Source organism: Streptomyces coeruleorubidus, from assembly GCF_008705135.1.
GTDB lineage: Bacteria > Actinomycetota > Actinomycetes > Streptomycetales > Streptomycetaceae > Streptomyces > Streptomyces coeruleofuscus.
This window is the reverse complement of sequence record NZ_CP023694.1, coordinates 705,951-722,866: the sequence shown is the minus strand read 5'-3', so window position 1 is coordinate 722,866 and position 16,916 is coordinate 705,951. Positions and strand designations below refer to the sequence as shown.

General features: G+C 70.5%; 17 protein-coding genes. 10 read left to right on the top strand and 7 right to left on the bottom strand.

What is annotated here, in order from left to right; genetic code table 11:
• Nucleotides 1-31 precede the first annotated feature (31 nt).
• On the bottom strand, nt 32-595 hold the full coding sequence (locus CP976_RS03380) for an NAD(P)H-dependent oxidoreductase (RefSeq protein WP_150478939.1): 564 nt from the start codon (nt 593-595) through the stop codon (nt 32-34).
• 130 nt (nt 596-725) lie between these two features.
• On the opposite strand from CP976_RS03380, the gene CP976_RS03375 reads away from it, so the two are divergent.
• The 3 genes from CP976_RS03375 (at nt 726) to CP976_RS03365 (ending at nt 4,212) form a co-directional block, all read left to right on the top strand.
• Entirely contained in the window at nt 726-1,394 is a 669-nt protein-coding gene (locus CP976_RS03375; protein ID WP_150478938.1) for a TetR/AcrR family transcriptional regulator, read from the top strand.
• A gap of 82 nt (nt 1,395-1,476) precedes the next feature.
• A complete protein-coding gene (locus tag CP976_RS03370; protein ID WP_190147009.1) occupies nt 1,477-2,526 on the top strand; it encodes a LacI family DNA-binding transcriptional regulator in 1,050 nt (349 codons plus the stop codon).
• 249 nt (nt 2,527-2,775) lie between these two features.
• Nucleotides 2,776-4,212, top strand: coding sequence for a benzaldehyde dehydrogenase (locus tag CP976_RS03365; RefSeq protein ID WP_150478937.1), 1,437 nt, complete (start codon nt 2,776-2,778; stop codon nt 4,210-4,212).
• Here the strand turns inward: CP976_RS03365 and trxA are convergent.
• Complete coding sequence (gene trxA / locus CP976_RS03360) at nt 4,209-4,601, bottom strand: thioredoxin (RefSeq protein ID WP_150478936.1); 393 nt, start codon at nt 4,599-4,601, stop codon at nt 4,209-4,211. The two genes, CP976_RS03365 and trxA, sit on opposite strands and share 4 nt — an antisense overlap.
• A 118-nt stretch (nt 4,602-4,719) precedes the next feature.
• Here trxA and CP976_RS03355 point away from each other — a divergent pair, with 118 nt between their 5' ends.
• Entirely contained in the window at nt 4,720-6,150 is a 1,431-nt protein-coding gene (locus tag CP976_RS03355) for a dihydrolipoyl dehydrogenase family protein (RefSeq protein ID WP_150478935.1), read from the top strand.
• A gap of 88 nt (nt 6,151-6,238) precedes the next feature.
• Here CP976_RS03355 and CP976_RS03350 read toward each other — a convergent pair whose 3' ends face one another.
• Both CP976_RS03350 and CP976_RS03345 read right to left on the bottom strand, forming a co-directional pair.
• The gene (locus CP976_RS03350) at nt 6,239-7,831 is read right to left on the bottom strand and encodes an ABC-F family ATP-binding cassette domain-containing protein (protein WP_190147008.1); all 1,593 of its coding nucleotides are present in this window, start codon (nt 7,829-7,831) and stop codon (nt 6,239-6,241) included.
• A 141-nt stretch (nt 7,832-7,972) separates the two neighbouring features.
• Nucleotides 7,973-8,617 carry a peptide deformylase gene (locus CP976_RS03345; protein WP_150478933.1) on the bottom strand — a complete coding sequence of 215 codons (645 nt, stop codon included), beginning with the start codon at nt 8,615-8,617 and terminating at the stop codon, nt 7,973-7,975.
• 154 nt (nt 8,618-8,771) lie between these two features.
• Here CP976_RS03345 and CP976_RS03340 point away from each other — a divergent pair, with 154 nt between their 5' ends.
• Nucleotides 8,772-10,181, top strand: coding sequence for a PepSY-associated TM helix domain-containing protein (locus CP976_RS03340; protein ID WP_150478932.1), 1,410 nt, complete (start codon nt 8,772-8,774; stop codon nt 10,179-10,181).
• A 95-nt stretch (nt 10,182-10,276) separates the two neighbouring features.
• On the opposite strand, the gene CP976_RS03335 is transcribed toward CP976_RS03340, so the two are convergent.
• A complete protein-coding gene (locus CP976_RS03335; RefSeq protein WP_150485197.1) occupies nt 10,277-10,567 on the bottom strand; it encodes a tetratricopeptide repeat protein in 291 nt (96 codons plus the stop codon).
• 226 nt (nt 10,568-10,793) lie between these two features.
• On the opposite strand from CP976_RS03335, the gene CP976_RS03330 reads away from it, so the two are divergent.
• The 4 genes from CP976_RS03330 to CP976_RS03315 all read left to right on the top strand — a co-directional run bounded on the left by CP976_RS03330 (nt 10,794) and on the right by CP976_RS03315 (nt 14,874).
• The gene (locus CP976_RS03330; RefSeq protein WP_150478931.1) at nt 10,794-11,759 is read left to right on the top strand and encodes a pirin family protein; all 966 of its coding nucleotides are present in this window, start codon (nt 10,794-10,796) and stop codon (nt 11,757-11,759) included.
• Nucleotides 11,760-12,254: 495 nt separating this feature from the next.
• The gene (locus CP976_RS03325; RefSeq protein ID WP_150478930.1) at nt 12,255-13,214 is read left to right on the top strand and encodes a hypothetical protein; all 960 of its coding nucleotides are present in this window, start codon (nt 12,255-12,257) and stop codon (nt 13,212-13,214) included.
• 210 nt (nt 13,215-13,424) lie between these two features.
• On the top strand, nt 13,425-14,009 hold the full coding sequence (locus CP976_RS03320) for a DinB family protein (protein WP_150478929.1): 585 nt from the start codon (nt 13,425-13,427) through the stop codon (nt 14,007-14,009).
• Nucleotides 14,010-14,055: 46 nt separating this feature from the next.
• Nucleotides 14,056-14,874, top strand: coding sequence for an IS5 family transposase (locus CP976_RS03315; RefSeq protein ID WP_150478928.1), 819 nt, complete (start codon nt 14,056-14,058; stop codon nt 14,872-14,874).
• Here CP976_RS03315 and CP976_RS44620 read toward each other — a convergent pair.
• Both CP976_RS44620 and CP976_RS42760 read right to left on the bottom strand, forming a co-directional pair.
• Nucleotides 14,777-15,163, bottom strand: a complete 387-nt coding sequence (locus CP976_RS44620) for a restriction endonuclease (RefSeq protein ID WP_150478927.1) — start codon at nt 15,161-15,163, stop codon at nt 14,777-14,779. The genes CP976_RS03315 and CP976_RS44620 overlap by 98 nt on opposite strands.
• Before the next feature lie 198 nt (nt 15,164-15,361).
• A complete protein-coding gene (locus CP976_RS42760) occupies nt 15,362-15,532 on the bottom strand; it encodes a hypothetical protein (protein ID WP_167537264.1) in 171 nt (56 codons plus the stop codon).
• Between the two features lie 78 nt (nt 15,533-15,610).
• Between CP976_RS42760 and CP976_RS03305 the strand changes: the two genes are divergently transcribed.
• The gene (locus CP976_RS03305) at nt 15,611-16,900 is read left to right on the top strand and encodes a tyrosine-type recombinase/integrase (protein WP_150478926.1); all 1,290 of its coding nucleotides are present in this window, start codon (nt 15,611-15,613) and stop codon (nt 16,898-16,900) included.
• The last annotated feature ends 16 nt before the right edge of the window (nt 16,901-16,916 follow it).

Sequence of the window (16,916 nt, the reverse complement as noted above, 5' to 3'; positions counted from 1 at the left end):
CTCGGCCCCTCCGCGGCACCGCGCGAGCGGGTCAGGCAGCGGCCGGCTCCGTGGCGTGGCCGTGCAGGCGGGCGATGACCTCGGTCAGCTGCGCGGCGACCTCGGCGTCGTCGGCCGGGTGCGTCTCGGCGAAGCGGGTCATCGAGCCGGGGATGGACAGCTTGACGTCCTCCAGCACCTTGCCGCCGGCCACGCCCACGGACTTGCGGGTCTCGTCGTGCGCCCAGACACCGCCGTACTGGCCGAACGCGGTGCCGACCACGGCGACCGGCTTGCCGCTGAGGGCACCGGCGCCGAACGGGCGGGACAGCCAGTCGATGGCGTTCTTCAGGACGGCCGGGATGGTGCCGTTGTACTCGGGCGTGAACAGGATCAGGCCGTCGGCGGCGGAGGCGGCCTCACGCAGCCGCGCGGCGGCGGCCGGGACGCTGCCCTCCACGTCGATGTCCTCGTTGTAGAAGGGGATCTCGGCCAGCCCCTCGAACAGCTCCACCTCGGCGCCCTCGGGGGCGAGCTTGACGGCGGCCTCGGCGAGCTGGCGGTTGTGCGAACCGGCGCGAAGGCTGCCGACGAGCGCGAGGATACGAACAGACATGCTGACTCCCACGTAGTGAAGAACGACTCCGAAACACTGCCGTTACGATCCGGACCGGGGTCCGTTTAAGGTTCTAGCATCCTAACCGGACCGCGGTCCAGTTTTGTTCCCGATGCTTTACGCTGGCTTCATGTCCGCCGTCCCGCCGCCCTTCCCGACGCCTCAGGAGTCCGTCGACCACCCCGAGCTGCTTCAGGTCGGCACCGCCCTGGAGCCCGACGAGCCGTGCCTGCGGGCCGACGCCGCGCGCAACCGTGCCCGGCTGCTGGAAGCCGCCGCGCGGCTGGTGGCGGAGCGGGGCGCGGACGCCGTCACGATGGAGGCGGTGGCCGCCGAGGCCCGTGTGGGCAAGGGCACGGTCTTTCGCAGGTTCGGTGACCGCACCGGTCTGCTGACGGCGCTGCTCGATCACTCCGAGAAGAAGTTCCAGGCCGCGTTCCTGTCCGGGCCGCCGCCGCTCGGACCGGGAGCGCCCCCCGTGGAGCGGCTGCGGGCGTTCGGCTGTGCGACGCTGCGCCGCTGCATCGACGAACTGGAGCTGCAACTGGCGGCCGAGCCGGGCGCCGGCCGCCGCTTCACCGTCCCGCCCCGCCGGGTGCGCCACCACCACGTGGCCATGCTGCTGCGGCAGGTCGTCCCGGAAGCGGACTGCGAACTGATCTCCCACACCCTGATGGGCCAGCTCGACCCGGCCCTGATCCACCATCTGACCAGGCAGTGCGGGATACCCCTGGTCCGCCTGGAGGACGCCTGGGTCGACCTCGTGAACCGGGTGACGGGCACGGCCCCGGCCCGCTGAGGCTCACCCCCGGATCTCCGTGACCGCTCACGGCTTCCTCACAACTCCCCCGCCTGAGAAGCGCATTGGGGCTTCTGCCAAGATGCCGTACGTCATGGTGCAGATACCTAGAACGCCCGCGCCCCCGTCCCCCGTGCCGTCGCGCTCCGTGCCCACGAGTGCCGACGTGGCCCGCCTGGCCGGAGTCTCGCGCGCGACCGTCTCCTACGTCCTCAACAACACCAGCGCCGTACGGATCAGCGAGCCCACCCGCCGCCGGGTCCACGAGGCCGCGAAGGAACTCGGGTACGTCCCGCACGCGGCGGCCCGCAGCCTGCGCGCCGGGCACAGCCGTATGGTCCTGATCCCCGCGCCGACCTTCCCCGTCGGCCCGCTCTACAGCCAGTTCCTCAGCGACCTCCAAGGTGCGCTCGGCAGCCTGGACTACACGGTCGTGCAGTACGGCACCGGCGGCCCGCACGGCGACGAAGCCGCCCGCGCCTGGGCCGAACTGCGGCCCGTGGCCGTGCTCGTGCCCGGTTCCGGGCTCGGCCCGCGCGGAGTGGCGGTGCTCAAGCGCTCGGGAGCGCGGGCCGTGGTCACCCTCGGCCCCGAGACCATCGAGGGCGCACACGCCCTGCTCATGGACCACGACGTGGTCGGCCACAGCGCGGGCTCCCACCTCTACGACCGGGGCAGACGCCGCATCGGCGTCGTCGTCCCGCGGGAACCCGGCCTCGAGGCGTTCTCCGCGCCCCGGCTCGACGGGGTGCGTCAGTCCCTGCGGGGCACCGACGCCACCGTGACCGAACTGCCCCTCCCGTACGAGGAGGAAGCCGCCGCGCGCCTCGCCGCCCGCTGGCGTGGCCTCGGCCTGGACGCCGTGTTCACCTACAACGACGAGTACGCGATGCTGCTGATGCGGGCCCTCCAGGACGAGGGCATCCGCATCCCCGAGGAGACGGCCGTGATCGGCGCCGACGATCTGATGCTCGGGCGGCTGCTGCGGCCGCGGCTCAGCACCGTCCGCCTGGAACTGCCCTCCGGCCGTGACCTCGCCGAACTGGTCGACCGCGCCGTGCGCAGGCCCGGGACCGAGCCCGAGACGCACAAGGTGCTGGGCGCCACGGTGCTGCACCGCGAGTCGAGCTGACCCGACTCCGTAGCGGTTGCTCCGGATGGCGCGGGCCGGAGCGGAAGGCGGTCGGCCGGGTCGTCGTCCCGCGGCATGACTAGGATGTTGCACGCTCAACAAAATGGGGACGCGTACGAACGCGGGCCACCGGCACGCACGGCTGCGCCCCGGTCGGCGCGTCCCGCCCTATGACCGCCGAACCGGCCGCGCACTCACGGGAGTTCCGCCCACCCCGTGCGCCGGTGACCGATCGATCGGAGAGCCGTCATGCCGTTGCTCGACACCAGGACCTGGCAGCCCCAGACCCTGACGGGGCCCGGGTACACCGTCACTGAACCCGCCACCGGCCAAGCCCTCGGCGCCCTGACCCTCGCCACCCCCGAGGACGTCGGAACCGCCGCCGGGAGAGCCGCCGCCGCCCAACTCGAGTGGGCCCGCACCCCGCACTTCGCCCGGGCCGCCGTGCTCCGCAGGGCCGGCGACCTGTTCACGGCACACGCCGCCGAACTGCGCGAATGGCTCGTCCGCGAATCCGGCTCCGTCCCCGGCAAGGCCGACTTCGAACTGCACGTCGCCGCCCAGGAGTGCTACGAGGCCGCCGCGCTCGCCTCTCGCCCGGCCGGCCAGGTCCTGCCCAGCGAGGCGCCGCGCCTGTCGTACACGCGCCGCGTCCCGGCCGGGGTGGTGGGCGTGATCTCCCCGTTCAACGCCCCGCTGATCCTGTCCATCCGCTCCGTCGCACCGGCCCTGGCCCTCGGCAACGCGGTCGTCCTCAAGCCGGATCCGCGCACCGCCGTCTGCGGAGGACTGGCCCTCGCCGCGGTCTTCGCCGCCGCGGGCCTGCCGCAGGACCTGCTGCACGTGCTCCCCGGCGGCCCGGACGCCGGACAGGCCCTGGTCGCCGACCCGCGCGTTTCGGTCATCTCCTTCACCGGCTCCACCCCCGCCGGGCGGGCCGTGGGCGAGGCCGCCGGCCGCCACCTCAAGCGGGCCCACCTGGAACTCGGCGGCAACTCGGCCATGATCGTGCTGCCGGACGCGGACCTCGACGCGGTGATCTCCACCGCCGCCTGGGGCTCGTTCTTCCACCAGGGCCAGATCTGCATGACGACCGGACGCCACCTGGTGCACGCGTCCCTGTACGACGAGTACGTGGAGCGGCTCGCCGCCAAGGCCGAGTCACTCGCCGTCGGCGACCCGTACCGTGAACAGGTCCACCTGGGCCCGATCATCGACTCGGGCCAGCTCGCCAAGATCAACGGCCTGGTCGAGTCCAGCACGGCGTCCGGCGCCAAGATCGCCGCGGGCGGCACCTACGACCGGCTCTACTACCGGCCCACGGTCCTCGCCCACGTCGGCGACCACACCCCCGCGTACGCGGAGGAGGTCTTCGGCCCCGTCGCGCCCGTACGCTCCTTCGACACCGCCGACGAGGCGGCGGCCCTGGCCGCGCAGAGCCCCTACGGACTCTCCCTGGGCATCGTCACCCGCGACACGGCCCGCGGCCTGGACCTCGCCGAGCGCATCCCGACCGGCATCGTCCACATCAACGACCAGACGGTCAACGACGAGGCCGTGGCGCCCTTCGGCGGAGTGGCCGCCTCCGGCACCGGCGCCCGCTTCGGCGGCGAGGCCAACCTGGAGGCCTTCACCGAACTGCGCTGGACGACGGTACGCGGAGACGTGGCTCCGTATCCGTTCTAGCCCTGCGGCGCCTGCTGGCCCTCCTGGGCCTGCTGCTCGGCGACCGCCTTGCGGACCTCGTCCATGTCGAGGTTCCGGGCCTGCCCGATGACGTCCGTCAGGGCGGCCTCGGGCAGGGCGCCCGGCTGGGCGAAGACGGCGACCTGGTCGCGGACGATCATCAGCGTGGGAATCGACTGGATACCGAAGGCCGCGGCCAGCTCCGGCTGCGCCTCGGTGTCCACCTTGCCGAACACGAGGTCCGGGTTCTCCTCCGCGGCCTTCTCGTAGACCGGGGCGAACTGCTTGCACGGCCCGCACCAGGACGCCCAGAAGTCGATCAGGACGAACTCGTTGTCCGTGACCGTCTGGTCGAAGTTCTCCTTGGTGAGCTCCACGGTGCTGCTCATGGCGTAAATCCCTCTTCCTGGTGTGGGTCAAGCCGTCGGCACAACACGGCCGACCTGGTACGTATTCCGCGCCCCTACCCGTGTGGCCGGCGCGCACACCACCCACCAGACTGACCCCATGACGGAAACGGAAACCAACGCGTACGACGTCGTGGTGCTCGGGGCCGGGCCCGTGGGGGAGAACGTCGCCGACCGCACCCGCGCGGCCGGTCTGACCACCGCGGTCGTGGAGAGCGAACTGGTCGGTGGCGAGTGCTCGTACTGGGCGTGCATGCCCAGCAAGGCCCTGCTGCGGCCGGTCATCGCCCGCGCGGACGCCCGCCGCGTGCCGGGCCTGAGCCAGTCGGTGCAGGGCCCTCTCGACGCCTCCGCGGTCCTCGCCCACCGCGACTACTACACCTCCGACTGGAAGGACGACGGACAGGTCGGATGGCTCGACAGCATCGGCGCCGACCTGTACCGCGGCCACGGCCGCCTCACCGGCCCGCGCACGGTGACGGTCACCGGCCCGGACGGCGGTGAACGCGTCCTGACCGCCCGGCACGCCGTCGCCGTCTGCACCGGCAGCCGCGCCGCCCTGCCGGGGCTGCCCGGACTGGACGAGGTCCGGCCGTGGACCAGCCGGGAGGCCACCAGCGCCAAGAACGTGCCCGGCCGTCTGATCGTGGTCGGCGGCGGTGTCGTCGCCACCGAGATGGCCACCGTCTGGCAGGCCCTCGGCTCGAAGGTCACCATGCTGGTGCGCGGCAAGGGCCTGCTGCCCCGCATGGAGCCCTTCGCCGGAGAACTCGTCGCCGAGGCGCTCACCGAGGCGGGCGCGGACGTCCGCACCGGCACGTCGGTGGAATCGGTGACCCGCGAGAACGGCAGCGTCGTGGCCGTCACGGACAACGGCGACCGCATCGAGGCCGACGAGATCCTCTTCGCGACCGGCCGCGCACCGCGCACCGACGACCTCGGCCTGGAGACGATCGGCCTGGAACCCGGAACCTGGCTCGACGTCGACGACAGCCTCCGCGTCACCGGCCACGACTGGCTGTACGCGGTCGGCGACGTCAACCAGCGCGCCCTCCTCACCCACCAGGGCAAGTACCAGGCCCGCGTCGCGGGCGCCGCCATCGCAGCGCGAACCACCGGCGAGAATCTCCTGGCCGAGCCCTGGGGCGCCCATGCCGCGACCGCCGACCACGCCGCCGTCCCCCAGGTCGTCTTCACCGACCCGGAGGCGGCGGCCGTCGGCCTGTCACTCGCCGAGGCCGAGCAGGCGGGGCACCGGGTGAAGGCCGTCGACGTGGACCTGTCCACCGTCGCGGGCGCGGGCCTGTACGCCGACGGCTACAAGGGCCGCGCCCGCATGGTCGTGGACCTCGAGGACGAGATCCTGCGCGGGGTGACCCTCGTCGGCCCCGGCGTCGGCGAGCTCATCCACTCCGCCACGATCGCCGTCGCCGGCCAGGTCCCCGTCGGCCGCCTGTGGCACGCCGTCCCCTCGTACCCCACGATCAGCGAGGTGTGGCTGCGGCTGCTGGAGGCCTACCGCGACTCCTGACCTGCGGATCGTCCGGCCCCCGGGTCCGTCCCCGCTCGGCGCGGGACGGTCCCGGGGCTTTCCCGCAGTCGACCGGGATCCGGCAAGATCAGGCGTGCGCGGGCACCACCAGCTCCCGGTAGTCGTCGCTCCACAGGTCCTCCTCCGCCTCCGGCAGCAGCAGCACCCGGTCCGGCCGCAGGGCGTCGACGGCGCCCTCGTCGTGCGTGACCATGACGATCGCGCCCGGGTACGTGCCCACCGCGGCCAGGACCTCGGCGTGGGAGGCCGGATCGAGGTTGTTGGTGGGCTCGTCGAGGAGCAGCACGTTCGCCCCCGAGTGCACCAGGCCCGCCAGGGCGAGCCGGGTCTTCTCGCCGCCGGAGAGGACACCGACGCGCTTGCCGGCGTCGTCGCCGGAGAACAGGAACGAGCCCAGGACCCGGCGGACTTCGCCGTCGGTGAGGTGCGGGGCGGCACCTGCCAGATGCTCACGTACCGTCAGTTCCGGGTTCAGCGTGTCGTGTTCCTGGGCGAAGTAGCCGAGGCGCAGCCCGTGCCCGTGGACCACCCGGCCGCCGTCCGGCGCGTCCTGCCCGGCGAGGATCCGCAACAGGGTCGTCTTTCCGGCGCCGTTACGCCCGAGCACCACCAGACGGCTGCCCCGGTCGACGGCGAGGTCGACGCCCCGCAGGACGTGCTGACCGCCGTACGACCTGGTCAGGCTGACGGCGCCGAGCGGGATCCGGCCACAGGGTGCCGGCTCGGGCAGCCGGATCCTGGCCGTCTTCTCGGCGCGCCGGGCCGGTTCGAGGTCCGCGAGCATCCGGTCGGCGCGGCGGGCCATGTTCCGCGCGGCCACTGCGGTCGCCACCCGGGCCCGCATCTTGTCGGCCTGGGCGTGCAGCGCCGCCGCCTTGCGCTCGGCGTTCGCCCGCTCGCGGGTCCGTCGCCGCTCGTCGGCGTCCCGCTGGGCCAGATACTCGTCCCAGCCGGTGTTGTGGACGTCGAGCGCGGCACGCCCCGGGTCCAGGTGGAAGACCCGGTTCACGGTGCCGGCCAGCAGGGACGTGTCGTGGCTGATCATCACGAGCCCGCCCTGGTGGCTCGTGAGGAACCCGCGCAGCCAGGCGACCGAGTCCGCGTCCAGGTGGTTCGTCGGCTCGTCCAGCAGCAGCGTGCCGTGCCCTGCGAACAGGATGCGGGCCAGCTCGACGCGCCGTCGCTGACCACCCGACAGGGCGCTCAGCGGCCGGTCCATCAGCCCTGAAGCCAGTCCCACTCCGGCGGCGACCCGGGCGGCCTCCGCCTCGGCCGCGTATCCGCCGCGCGACTGGAACTCGGCCTCGGCCCGCACATAGGCGTTCATCGACCGCTCCGTCCCGTCGGCCATCGCGGCCTCGGCGCGACGCAGCGCCCGTACGGCGTGGTCCAGGCCGCGCGCGGACAGGATCCGGTCGATGACGGTGACCGACTGGTCGGCCGCGCGCGAGTCCTGCGGGAGATGGCCGACGTCACCGGTGTGGGCGACGGTCCCGGCGGCGGGCCGCAGGGCGCCCGCCAGGGTGTGCAACAGGGTCGTCTTTCCCGCGCCGTTGCGGCCGACCAGGCCGATGCGGTCGCCGGGGGAGACGTGGAAGGAGACGCCGGACAGCAGCAGACGCGCGCCCACGCGCACGTCGACGTCACGAACGGTGATCATGAGAAAACGCTCCGAACAAGCAAGAGGACACACGGGTGGCGTGGAAGTGGGTCCTCGGCTAGGAAATTCGGGGCGTAGACATGGACGTCACGGTAACGGAGGCGCCCGCCGGACGCCTCCGAATTTCCGCGGCGGCCGGCGTTACGGCAGCTCGAAGCCGAGTGCCCGCGCGGCCTCCTCCGGCGTCGGCTGAGCCCAGCGCTCCGTCACCGCCCGATTGGACGACAGCGAACGCGACTCGGCCCGGTCCAGATACAGGACCCCGTCGAGATGGTCCGTCTCGTGCTGCACGATCCGCGCGGGCCAGCCCGTGAACACCTCGTCCAGGGCGCGTCCGTGCTCGTCCTGCCCGGTCAGCCGCACCTCGGCGGGCCGCGCCACCACCGCCTGCCAGCCCGGCACGCTCAGACAGCCCTCGAAGAACGCGGCCCGCGCGCCACCGACGGACTCATAGGCGGGATTGACCAGAACCCGGAACGGCTGCGGAACCCGCCCGCGCGCCAGCCGCACCTCCTCCGGCACCGGCGCCGGGTCCTCGATGACCGCGATCCTCAGCTCCACACCGACCTGCGGCGCCGCCAGGCCGACCCCCGGCGCCGCGCGCATGGTGACCCGCAGGGCCTCGACGAACCGGGCCAGCAGCGCGGGCCCCAGCTGACCGTCGTACGGCTCGGTGCCGCGCCGCAGCACCGGATCGCCCGCCGCGACGATGGCCAACGGGCCGCCACCCGCGAGGAGTTCCTCGACCCGCTCGGTCAGGGGTGCGCGATCGCCAGGAGTTCCCATCGCGTCAGGATGGCACGACACCCCCCACCCTCGTGTGTCGCACGTCACACATACTCGCCGGGAACTGGACGCCCCGCCGAACCGACTACTGCATCGCAACGGCCGCCGACCGCACTGCGACGGCCAAGACGACGTCCCCCGGAGAAGCCCGCCGATGACCACCGCTCCCTCGACCACCACGGACGAGGCCCCGCAACCCGCCACCCCGGCACCGCCGAAGAACAGCTGGGCCCCACTGCGTCCGCTGATCCTCCGCCTGCACTTCTACGCCGGGGTGCTGGTGGCGCCGTTCCTTCTCGTCGCCGCCGTCACCGGCCTGCTGTACGCCGCCTCCTTCCAGGCCGAGAAGATCGTGTACGACCACGAAATGACCGTCCCCGCAGGCGAGCGGAAGCTGCCGGTCAGTGAGCAGGTGGCCGCCGCCCGCAAGGCCCACCCCGAGGGCACGATCTCGGCCGTACGCCCCTCACCCGATGCGGACGCCACGACCAGGGTGCTGCTGTCCGGTGTCCCGGGCGTCGACGAGGGACACACGCTCGCCGTGTTCGTCGACCCGTACACCGCGAAGGTGCGCGGCTCCCTCGAACAGTACGGCTCGACCGGCGCGCTGCCGCTGCGCACCTGGATCGACGAGTTCCACCGGGACCTGCATCTAGGTGAATCGGGCCGGCTGTACAGCGAACTGGCGGCCAGCTGGCTGTGGGTGATCTCGGCCGGCGGGCTGGTGCTGTGGTTCTCCCGCCGCCGTGCCCTGCGCAAGGTGCGCGGGACGAGCGGGCGGCGCCGCACCCTCGGACTGCACGGCAGTATCGGCGTGTGGGCGGCGGCCGGGTTCTTCTTCCTCTCGGCGACCGGTCTGACCTGGTCGGCCTACGCCGGGGCCAACATCGACGAGCTGCGGACCTCGCTGGGGCAGGCCACCCCCTCGGTGTCGGCCTCGGCGGGCGGTGACCACGCCGGCCACGGCTCCGCCGCCGGGCAGGCGGGAGACGCCGCGCACGGGGTCGGCCTGGACAAGGTCCTGGCCGCGGCCCGGTCGAAGGGGCTGGGCGACCCGGTGGAGATCGTGCCGCCGGCGGACGCGAAGTCGGCGTACGTCGTCAAGCAGGTGCAGCGCAGCTGGCCCGAGAAGCAGGATTCCGTCGCGATCGACCCGGCCAGTGGCGAGGTCATGGACGTGGTGCGGTTCGCCGACTACCCGGTGCTCGCCAAGCTCACCCGGTGGGGCATCGACCTGCACACCGGCACCCTGTTCGGCCTGGCCAACCAGATCGCCCTGATGCTGCTCGCGCTCTGCCTGATCCTGCTGATCGTGTGGGGCTACCGCATGTGGTGGCAGCGCGGCCGCGGCACGGCCTTCGGCCGCCCGATCCCGCGCGGAGCCTGGCAGCAGGTGCTGCCACAGATCCTGGTCCCGCTGCTGGCGGGGATCGCCGTACTCGGATATTTCCTGCCCCTGTTCGGCATCCCGCTGGCGGCCTTCCTGGCCGTCGACATCCTGCTGGGCGAGATCGCCTACCGGCGGGGACGGCGGACGTACGGAGCGGGGACGCCGGCACAGTAGCGTGGATCGCCCGGCACACAGGTGCCCGGCGGGGGCCGCCCGGCACACAGGTGCCCGGCTCCACACGGAGCCGGGCACCTTCGGGCATGTACCGGTCAGCGCTCCTCGAAGTCACCCGCGAGCGCGGAGGCGATCCGCAGGTGCGACTCCGCCTCCTCGTGCCGGTTCTGCCGCTGGAGCGTGCGGCCGAGCATCAGCCGGGCGTAGTGCTCGACGGGGTCCCGCTCGACGATCGTCCTCAACTCCGATTCCGCGCGCCCCAGTTGGGCCGAGTGGTAGTAGGAGCGCGCCAGCAGCAGCCGCGGCCCGGTCTGCTCGGGCACCTCCTCGACCAGCCCGCCCAGGACCCGCGCGGCGGCGGCGTAGTCCTTGGCGTCGAAGAACATCTGCGCGCGCTCCCAGCGCTCCGCCGGTGTCCCGTGGGCGTAGTACGCGGTGTCGTAGGTCGTGTTCACTCGTGCCTCCTTCGAGGCCGACAACCGAACAGGTTGGTTTAATATTCCACTACAGGGCGGACCGCTACTCGGTAAGGGCGGCCGGCCGACGCGGGCGCCCGGGCGCGACCCGAAGGACGCGCGACGCGGGCCCTTCCACCGGACTAGGTTGTGAGCCATGAGCAATCTTGAGCGCGAGGCGGCTCCCTCCCTGTGCGGTGGCCGCGGCTTCGTCGTGGCCGAGCCGGTTCGCGAACTCCTCAGTCCTCGCCATGTCAAGCTGGGCGAGTCCAGCGAGGTCCGCAGGCTGCTGCCCAACCTCGGCCGCCGTATGGTCGGGGCCTGGTGCTTCGTCGACCACTACGGCCCCGACGACATCGCCGACGAACCCGGCATGCAGGTGCCGCCGCATCCCCACATGGACCTCCAGACGGTGAGCTGGCTGCACGAGGGGGAGGTGCTGCACCGCGACTCCACCGGCAGCCTCCAGACGATCCGGCCGCGCGAACTGGGCCTGATGACCTCCGGCCGGGCGATCAGCCACTCCGAGGAGAGCCCTCGCTCGCACGCCCGTTTCCTGCACGGCGCGCAACTGTGGGTCGCCCTCCCGGACGGCCACCGCCACACCGACCCGCGCTTCGAACACCACGCCGACCTGCCGGTCGTCACGGCACCCGGCGTCAAGGCGACGCTGATCCTCGGCGACCTCGACGGCGCGACCTCGCCCGGCACGGCGTACACCCCGATCGTCGGCGCCGACCTGGCCCTCACCCGAGGTGCGGACGTCCGCCTCCCCCTCGAACCGGACTTCGAGTACGCCGTCCTGTCCATGTCCGGCGAGGCCCATGTCGACGGCGTCCCGGTCCTGCCCGGCTCGATGCTCTACCTCGGCTGCGGCCGCAGCGAACTGCCGCTGCGGGCCGAGTCGGACGCGGGCCTGATGCTCCTGGGAGGTGAGCCGTTCGAGGAGGAGCTGATCATGTTCTGGAACTGGATCGGACGGTCGCAGGAGGAGATCGAACAGGCGCGTCGGGACTGGATGGAAGGGACCCGGTTCGGGGAGGTGAAGGGGTACGACGGGGCTCCACTGCCCGCACCGGAACTGCCGCCGGTGCCGTTGAAGCCGCGGGGAAGGGTGCGCTGACCTGCGGAAACGCGTCAGCGTTGGTGGCCGCGGGTCGGAAGACGGTCGGGCCATTCTCGCTGTCTTCCACCTGCTTGCCGGAAGGCGTCCAAACAGCCGGCTGGCTCAGGCCGGTGCGGTTGGCGATTCCACGGTGTGGCTGTCTGTGGGTGGCTGTGGCAGGACTCTTGCTGACCTGATGCTGACTTTGCTGACGCCTTGTCAGGCTGGGATGCGAGATCCTTTTCCCAGCTTCAGCGCATGTGTAGGCGTTTGCAGGTTCGGTCGTGTCCGGACCGATGCTGACCCGGCTGGCGGTCGAGTCAGGCGTTGGGGAGGGACGGCGTCGCTTACACTGCCGCCTTGTTGAGATTCCACAAGATTCCGATGTCACCGCTGGCTGTCGGCAGCGCCGCTTGTGTCCGATCCGAAAAGCGCTGCGCCGTAGAGGGGCTAGCAGGTTCTTGGTCTGCTGGTCGTACGCCCGGCATGGTGGTCTGACCAGGCGTCCTCTTCGTGTTCGGCCGTGCTCTCCTGCGACGGCGGGTGGCCTTCTCGGCCCTGGAGCTCTTCCGGGCGGGAGCAGATCACGACGCGGCAGCGCCCGGTGTCGGCCAGGGACCGGGCGGCGTTGGCGTAGAAAACGACTGCGTCCTTGGTGGCGGAGACTGTGTCGGCGCGGACCATGCGGCGCTGCTGGCGTTCGGGGATCTCGCGGACAAGTGCGCCGCCGAAGACGAGCTGGGCGCCGAACGGGGAGTCGGTGCTGAAACCGGGGAACGGCTGGTGAAGGTGGGCGACGCTGACCTATTCACCGACGCCTGGCTTCGAGACCTTCTGCGGGCCAACACCCCCTTGGCTCTCCCGGCTTTCCGCCACTGGGCCGCACACTTTCAACCTGAAGCTCCGCTCGCGTTCCCTCAAAGCATTGTGAACTGCTACACCCTCGCCATCCAGGGCTGCGCTGCTCATACGCAAAGCCCGCCCCCTCTCTTGCCCGGGCGAAGAGGCATGGATGCGGAGGCCTGGCGTGCTTACGGCCGGATCTTGTTCTGGCTGCATCGGCCCGACCTCACGCCAGTTCAGCAGCGACAGAGATGCCGGCCGTTGTGGGAACGGCTCAGCGCCGACCTCGCGCCGGCTGCGGTCGACCCGCTTCATTGGCTACATCAGGCAGCCAGCCTGAGTCCTGACTCGAGCCAGACGGCGCTGGGACGCCTGATCCAGCGATTCCCCGACCGTGTGCGCGCCATCCTCCACCACGGTCTTGAGAACATCGACGTTCTGACCTCTGCATTTCCCCACCCCTCATCTGAGGACCGGTCCAGGACTGTCATTGGATTGCTGTCCACGCTCGGCGACGCGACCTCTGAGTCCGTCCTCACCCGGTTCATCGAACACCCGACACTTGCTGTACCGGCTGTCCACGCAATCCGCCGTATTAAGGCAGCTGAGGCGGCAGGAAGTGACTGGTAGAACGGAACGCAGTTCCACGTAGTGGCGGCGCAGAATCTCGCAATCCGTAGTGCAGGAATTTCTACCTAAGAGGTTGTCTCACGTGGCAAGTTCCGCGAGCTTCTTGAGTAGCTCAGGGCGGTGGCCATGGCCAGGCTTCGGCTCTGCCGGTCGTTGCGGTCCACGTACGGGATCTTGAGGCCACGAGTAGCCCATGGCAGGCTCATGCGCATGATCGATGAATTCGCGAAGAACAGCCTGCACGGGAGACTGCGGCGGGACCGCAAGGCGCTGCTCTGGAAACTCGACGGCCTGTCCGAGTACGACGCCCGCCGACCTTTGACAGTGACCGGGACCAACCTCCTCGGCCTGGTCAAACACGTGGCCAGCGTCGAGGCCAGGTACTTCGGCGAGGTCTTCGACCGGCCGTCCCCGGAACCGCTGCCCCGGTGGCAGGACCACGACGGCAGCGATCTGTGGGCGGCTGAGGACGAGGCGCGCGATCAGATCATCGAGTCCTACCGGCGCACGTGGGAACACTCAGACGCGACGATCGACGAGCTTGCCCTCGATGCCCCCGGCCACGTGCCGTGGTGGCCGGAGCCTTATGCCGACACGAACCTGTTCGCCATCCTGGTCCACGTCCTCGGCGAGACCAACCGGCATGCCGGGCACGCCGACATCCTGCGCGAAGGCGTCGACGGCCGAACCGGGATGCGCCCCGAACACGAGATACAGATCGATGAGGACGCCCGCACCGCCTACTGCGCGAAGATCGAGCAGGCCGCCAGATCGGCCGCATCAGTCAAGGCATAGAAGGCCGTCCCACGTAACTTGATGTTCGAGCGGCATGATGCCAGCCGTGAGTGCTGATCTGTCGAAGCGTCTGGTTCCTGATGAACTCTGGGAGTTGGTCGCCCCGTTACTGCCGTCGTTCGCGGCTCGACCGCAAGGTGGCGGGACCGCTCCGCGTGACGAGCAGGCCGTGTTCACCGCAGTGGTGTACATGCTCACCAGCGGCTGTGCCTGGCGGCATCTGCCGCCGACGTTCGGCACGTTCTCCGCCACCGCGCATCGCCGCTTCACGGTATGGACCGAGGTCGGCCTGTGGCGTCGGCTGCATCGGGCGGTGCTGGACGAACTCGGGGTCCGGGGCGAGGTGGACTGGACCTCGGCGATCGTCGACGCGGCCTCCGTTCGCGCCAAAAAGGGGGGATCGCTGACGGGGCCGAACCCGGTCGATCGCGGCAAGAAGGGCAGCAAGCTGCACGTGCTGTCCGATGCCCAGGGCATCCCCCTCGCCGTCGCCGTGTCACGTGCGAACATGCACGACAGTCTCGCCCTCAAGCCGCTCATCCTCGGCATCCCCGCCGTCCGGTCCCGCCGGGGACCACGGCGGCGCCGGCCCGTCAAACTCCGTGCGGACAAGGCGTACTTCTCCGCCGAACACCTCAGCTGGCTGCGCGAGCGTGGGCTCGTCGCGCGCATCGCGCGACCAGGCATCGAGTCTGGCGAACGCCTTGGTCGGCACCGCTGGAAGATCGAGCGGTCGATCGCTTGGCTCTTCGGCTACCGCCGCCTGACTATCCGATGCGAACGAAAGGGCTCGCGCTTCCTTGCCTTCCTCGGCCTGGCCGCTGCCCTGACCTGCTGCAAGAAACTCGCGAAACTTGCCACGTGAGACGCCCTCTAAGACCGTGGGCCGCGGCGATGTGAGGCCTTTGAGCGAGGAGGGTTTCGAGCCGGCTTTCCGGCCACAAGTCGATGTGGGGAGCGACGCCTTCAGCATTGTGGCGTTCTGCCCAGGTGACCGCGTCGGCGGTGAACCGGCCGCTGGTGGCGATCACGATGCCGTGCACCAGGGGCGGCGCCCACAGCTTCCCCGCAGTGGCCGTCTCGCTCACCGCGGCAGCGTTCACTGACCTGCTGAGCCAGTGCTTGGCCTGCACGATGACTCGTTCAGTGCGCACGCCTACCGTGCCATCACGAAGTACGCGGTTTCCGGCGTGAGCCTAGCGATGAGGACGCCGACATGTGTCTGCTTCGCAAACTCGAATAGACCTCGGACCCCGGACCAGCTTCGTCCGGTCCGGGGATCGCTCGCGTATCCGCAGGGGTCGGATGTTCATGCACGCGATGCCGCGCTCAACGACGTCGCCGCGTGCCGGTCACCCCGCGCTGATGGCATCGCCGGGAGATGGCCGGCCTTCCTGCGCGGCGAGTGCCTTGTCGACGAAGGCCTGCACAAGCTCGGTCACCTCGGCCGCCGTGACGTCCTTCGTCCAGTTGCTGACCGCAAGGAAAGCCCCGCGGCGGGGTGGGATCACTGCCACGAGCACGGCTATGTCCGAGGCCCGTTAACCGAACTAACTCGTGAGTTCTTGCAGGTCAGACGGCTTCTCCACTAGCTTCTCAGGATGCTTCAAGGCGATGTCCCCGAGCGGGACTTGGCAGCGTTCGTCCTGCCCGAGTTGGGCAGACTGCAGGAGACCGGTGATCAGTGGGCGCCGTACCAGTTGCTCGACCAGGATGGCGTTGTTGTCGACCCCGTCCGGGTCTTCTTCGCCGAGCTGCAGGCAGAGGACAAACCTGCCTCCACGGTCCGCTCATACGGCATGGACCTGCTGCGCTGGTGGCGGTTTCTGTGGGCTCTCAACATCGAGTGGAACCGGGCAACGCGTACTGATGCACGGGACTTCATCCGGTGGATGCAGATCGCGAACAAGCCCCAGCGCCTGCACTGGCGACACCGGAAGGCAGGCTACTCCGAGAAAACGGTGCCGAAGCCGCGGACGACGCGCAAGAAGATCCCCGGTACGCCGAACGCCACCACGGGCAAGGTCTCACCCGGCCCGCAGTACGCCGCGAGGACGCGCGCGCACTGCGAAACCGTGCTCCGCACGTTCTACGACTTCCACCAGGACGAGGGCACCGGGCCAATCATCAACCCGTTTCCGCTCGATCGCTCGCGTCGCAACAGCCGCGCGAACGCCCACCACACGCCTGACCGGCCCTTTGCCCAAGAGCCGACAGGCCGCTACCGGCCGACCATCCCGAAACGTGCGCCCCGGCGTATTCCGGACGAGATGTTCAACGCGCTGTTCGCCGCCCTCCGGCACAATCGAGATCGCGCTCTACTGGCTTTCTGGGTTTCCAACGGGGCCCGCGCAGAAGAACTGCTCACCAGCCGGCAGCGCGATGCGCTACCCGGTCAGCAGTTGGTCGGCGTGATCCGAAAGGGAACCCGCGCCTACCAGCAGCTTCCTTGCTCAACCGACGCCTTCGTCTGGCTGCGCCTCTACCAGGAGGAAACACGGCGAGATGGCATCCCGCGGGGCAAGAACCTGCCGTTGTGGTGGACCCTGAGGCGTCCCTGGCGCCCGCTGAACTACGACGCGGCGCGGGCGATGTTCAACCGCGCCAACGATCTCCTCGGGGCGAACTGGACGCTCCACGATCTACGCCACACCGCGTCCTACCGACTCGCCCGCGACCCCAACATGCCCCTGACCGACGTCCAATGGGTCCTCGGTCACGCCCATCTGACGACCACACAGCTCTACCTTCCGGCCAGCCAAGACGAAGTGATCGAACGTGTCCGCGCCCATCATGCACGCCGGGCAGAGCAGCGTGACCGGCCGCCCGCGCCACCGGCCCCCGGCTACAACCCCGACTCGTTGAAGACTCTCTTCGGGAACTCATGGTGACGAGCACAGAGACCTT

Coding starts and splice junctions, on each gene's coding strand:
- CP976_RS03380 (WP_150478939.1), bottom strand. CDS start 595: ATGTCTGTTCGTATCCTCGCGCTCGTCGGCAGCCTTCGCGCCGGTTCG.
- CP976_RS03375 (WP_150478938.1), top strand. CDS start 726: ATGTCCGCCGTCCCGCCGCCCTTCCCGACGCCTCAGGAGTCCGTCGAC.
- CP976_RS03370 (WP_190147009.1), top strand. CDS start 1,477: ATGCCGTACGTCATGGTGCAGATACCTAGAACGCCCGCGCCCCCGTCC.
- CP976_RS03365 (WP_150478937.1), top strand. CDS start 2,776: ATGCCGTTGCTCGACACCAGGACCTGGCAGCCCCAGACCCTGACGGGG.
- trxA (WP_150478936.1), bottom strand. CDS start 4,601: ATGAGCAGCACCGTGGAGCTCACCAAGGAGAACTTCGACCAGACGGTC.
- CP976_RS03355 (WP_150478935.1), top strand. CDS start 4,720: ATGACGGAAACGGAAACCAACGCGTACGACGTCGTGGTGCTCGGGGCC.
- CP976_RS03350 (WP_190147008.1), bottom strand. CDS start 7,831: ATGATCACCGTTCGTGACGTCGACGTGCGCGTGGGCGCGCGTCTGCTG.
- CP976_RS03345 (WP_150478933.1), bottom strand. CDS start 8,617: ATGGGAACTCCTGGCGATCGCGCACCCCTGACCGAGCGGGTCGAGGAA.
- CP976_RS03340 (WP_150478932.1), top strand. CDS start 8,772: ATGACCACCGCTCCCTCGACCACCACGGACGAGGCCCCGCAACCCGCC.
- CP976_RS03335 (WP_150485197.1), bottom strand. CDS start 10,567: ATGTTCTTCGACGCCAAGGACTACGCCGCCGCCGCGCGGGTCCTGGGC.
- CP976_RS03330 (WP_150478931.1), top strand. CDS start 10,794: ATGAGCAATCTTGAGCGCGAGGCGGCTCCCTCCCTGTGCGGTGGCCGC.
- CP976_RS03320 (WP_150478929.1), top strand. CDS start 13,425: ATGATCGATGAATTCGCGAAGAACAGCCTGCACGGGAGACTGCGGCGG.
- CP976_RS03305 (WP_150478926.1), top strand. CDS start 15,611: ATGCTTCAAGGCGATGTCCCCGAGCGGGACTTGGCAGCGTTCGTCCTG.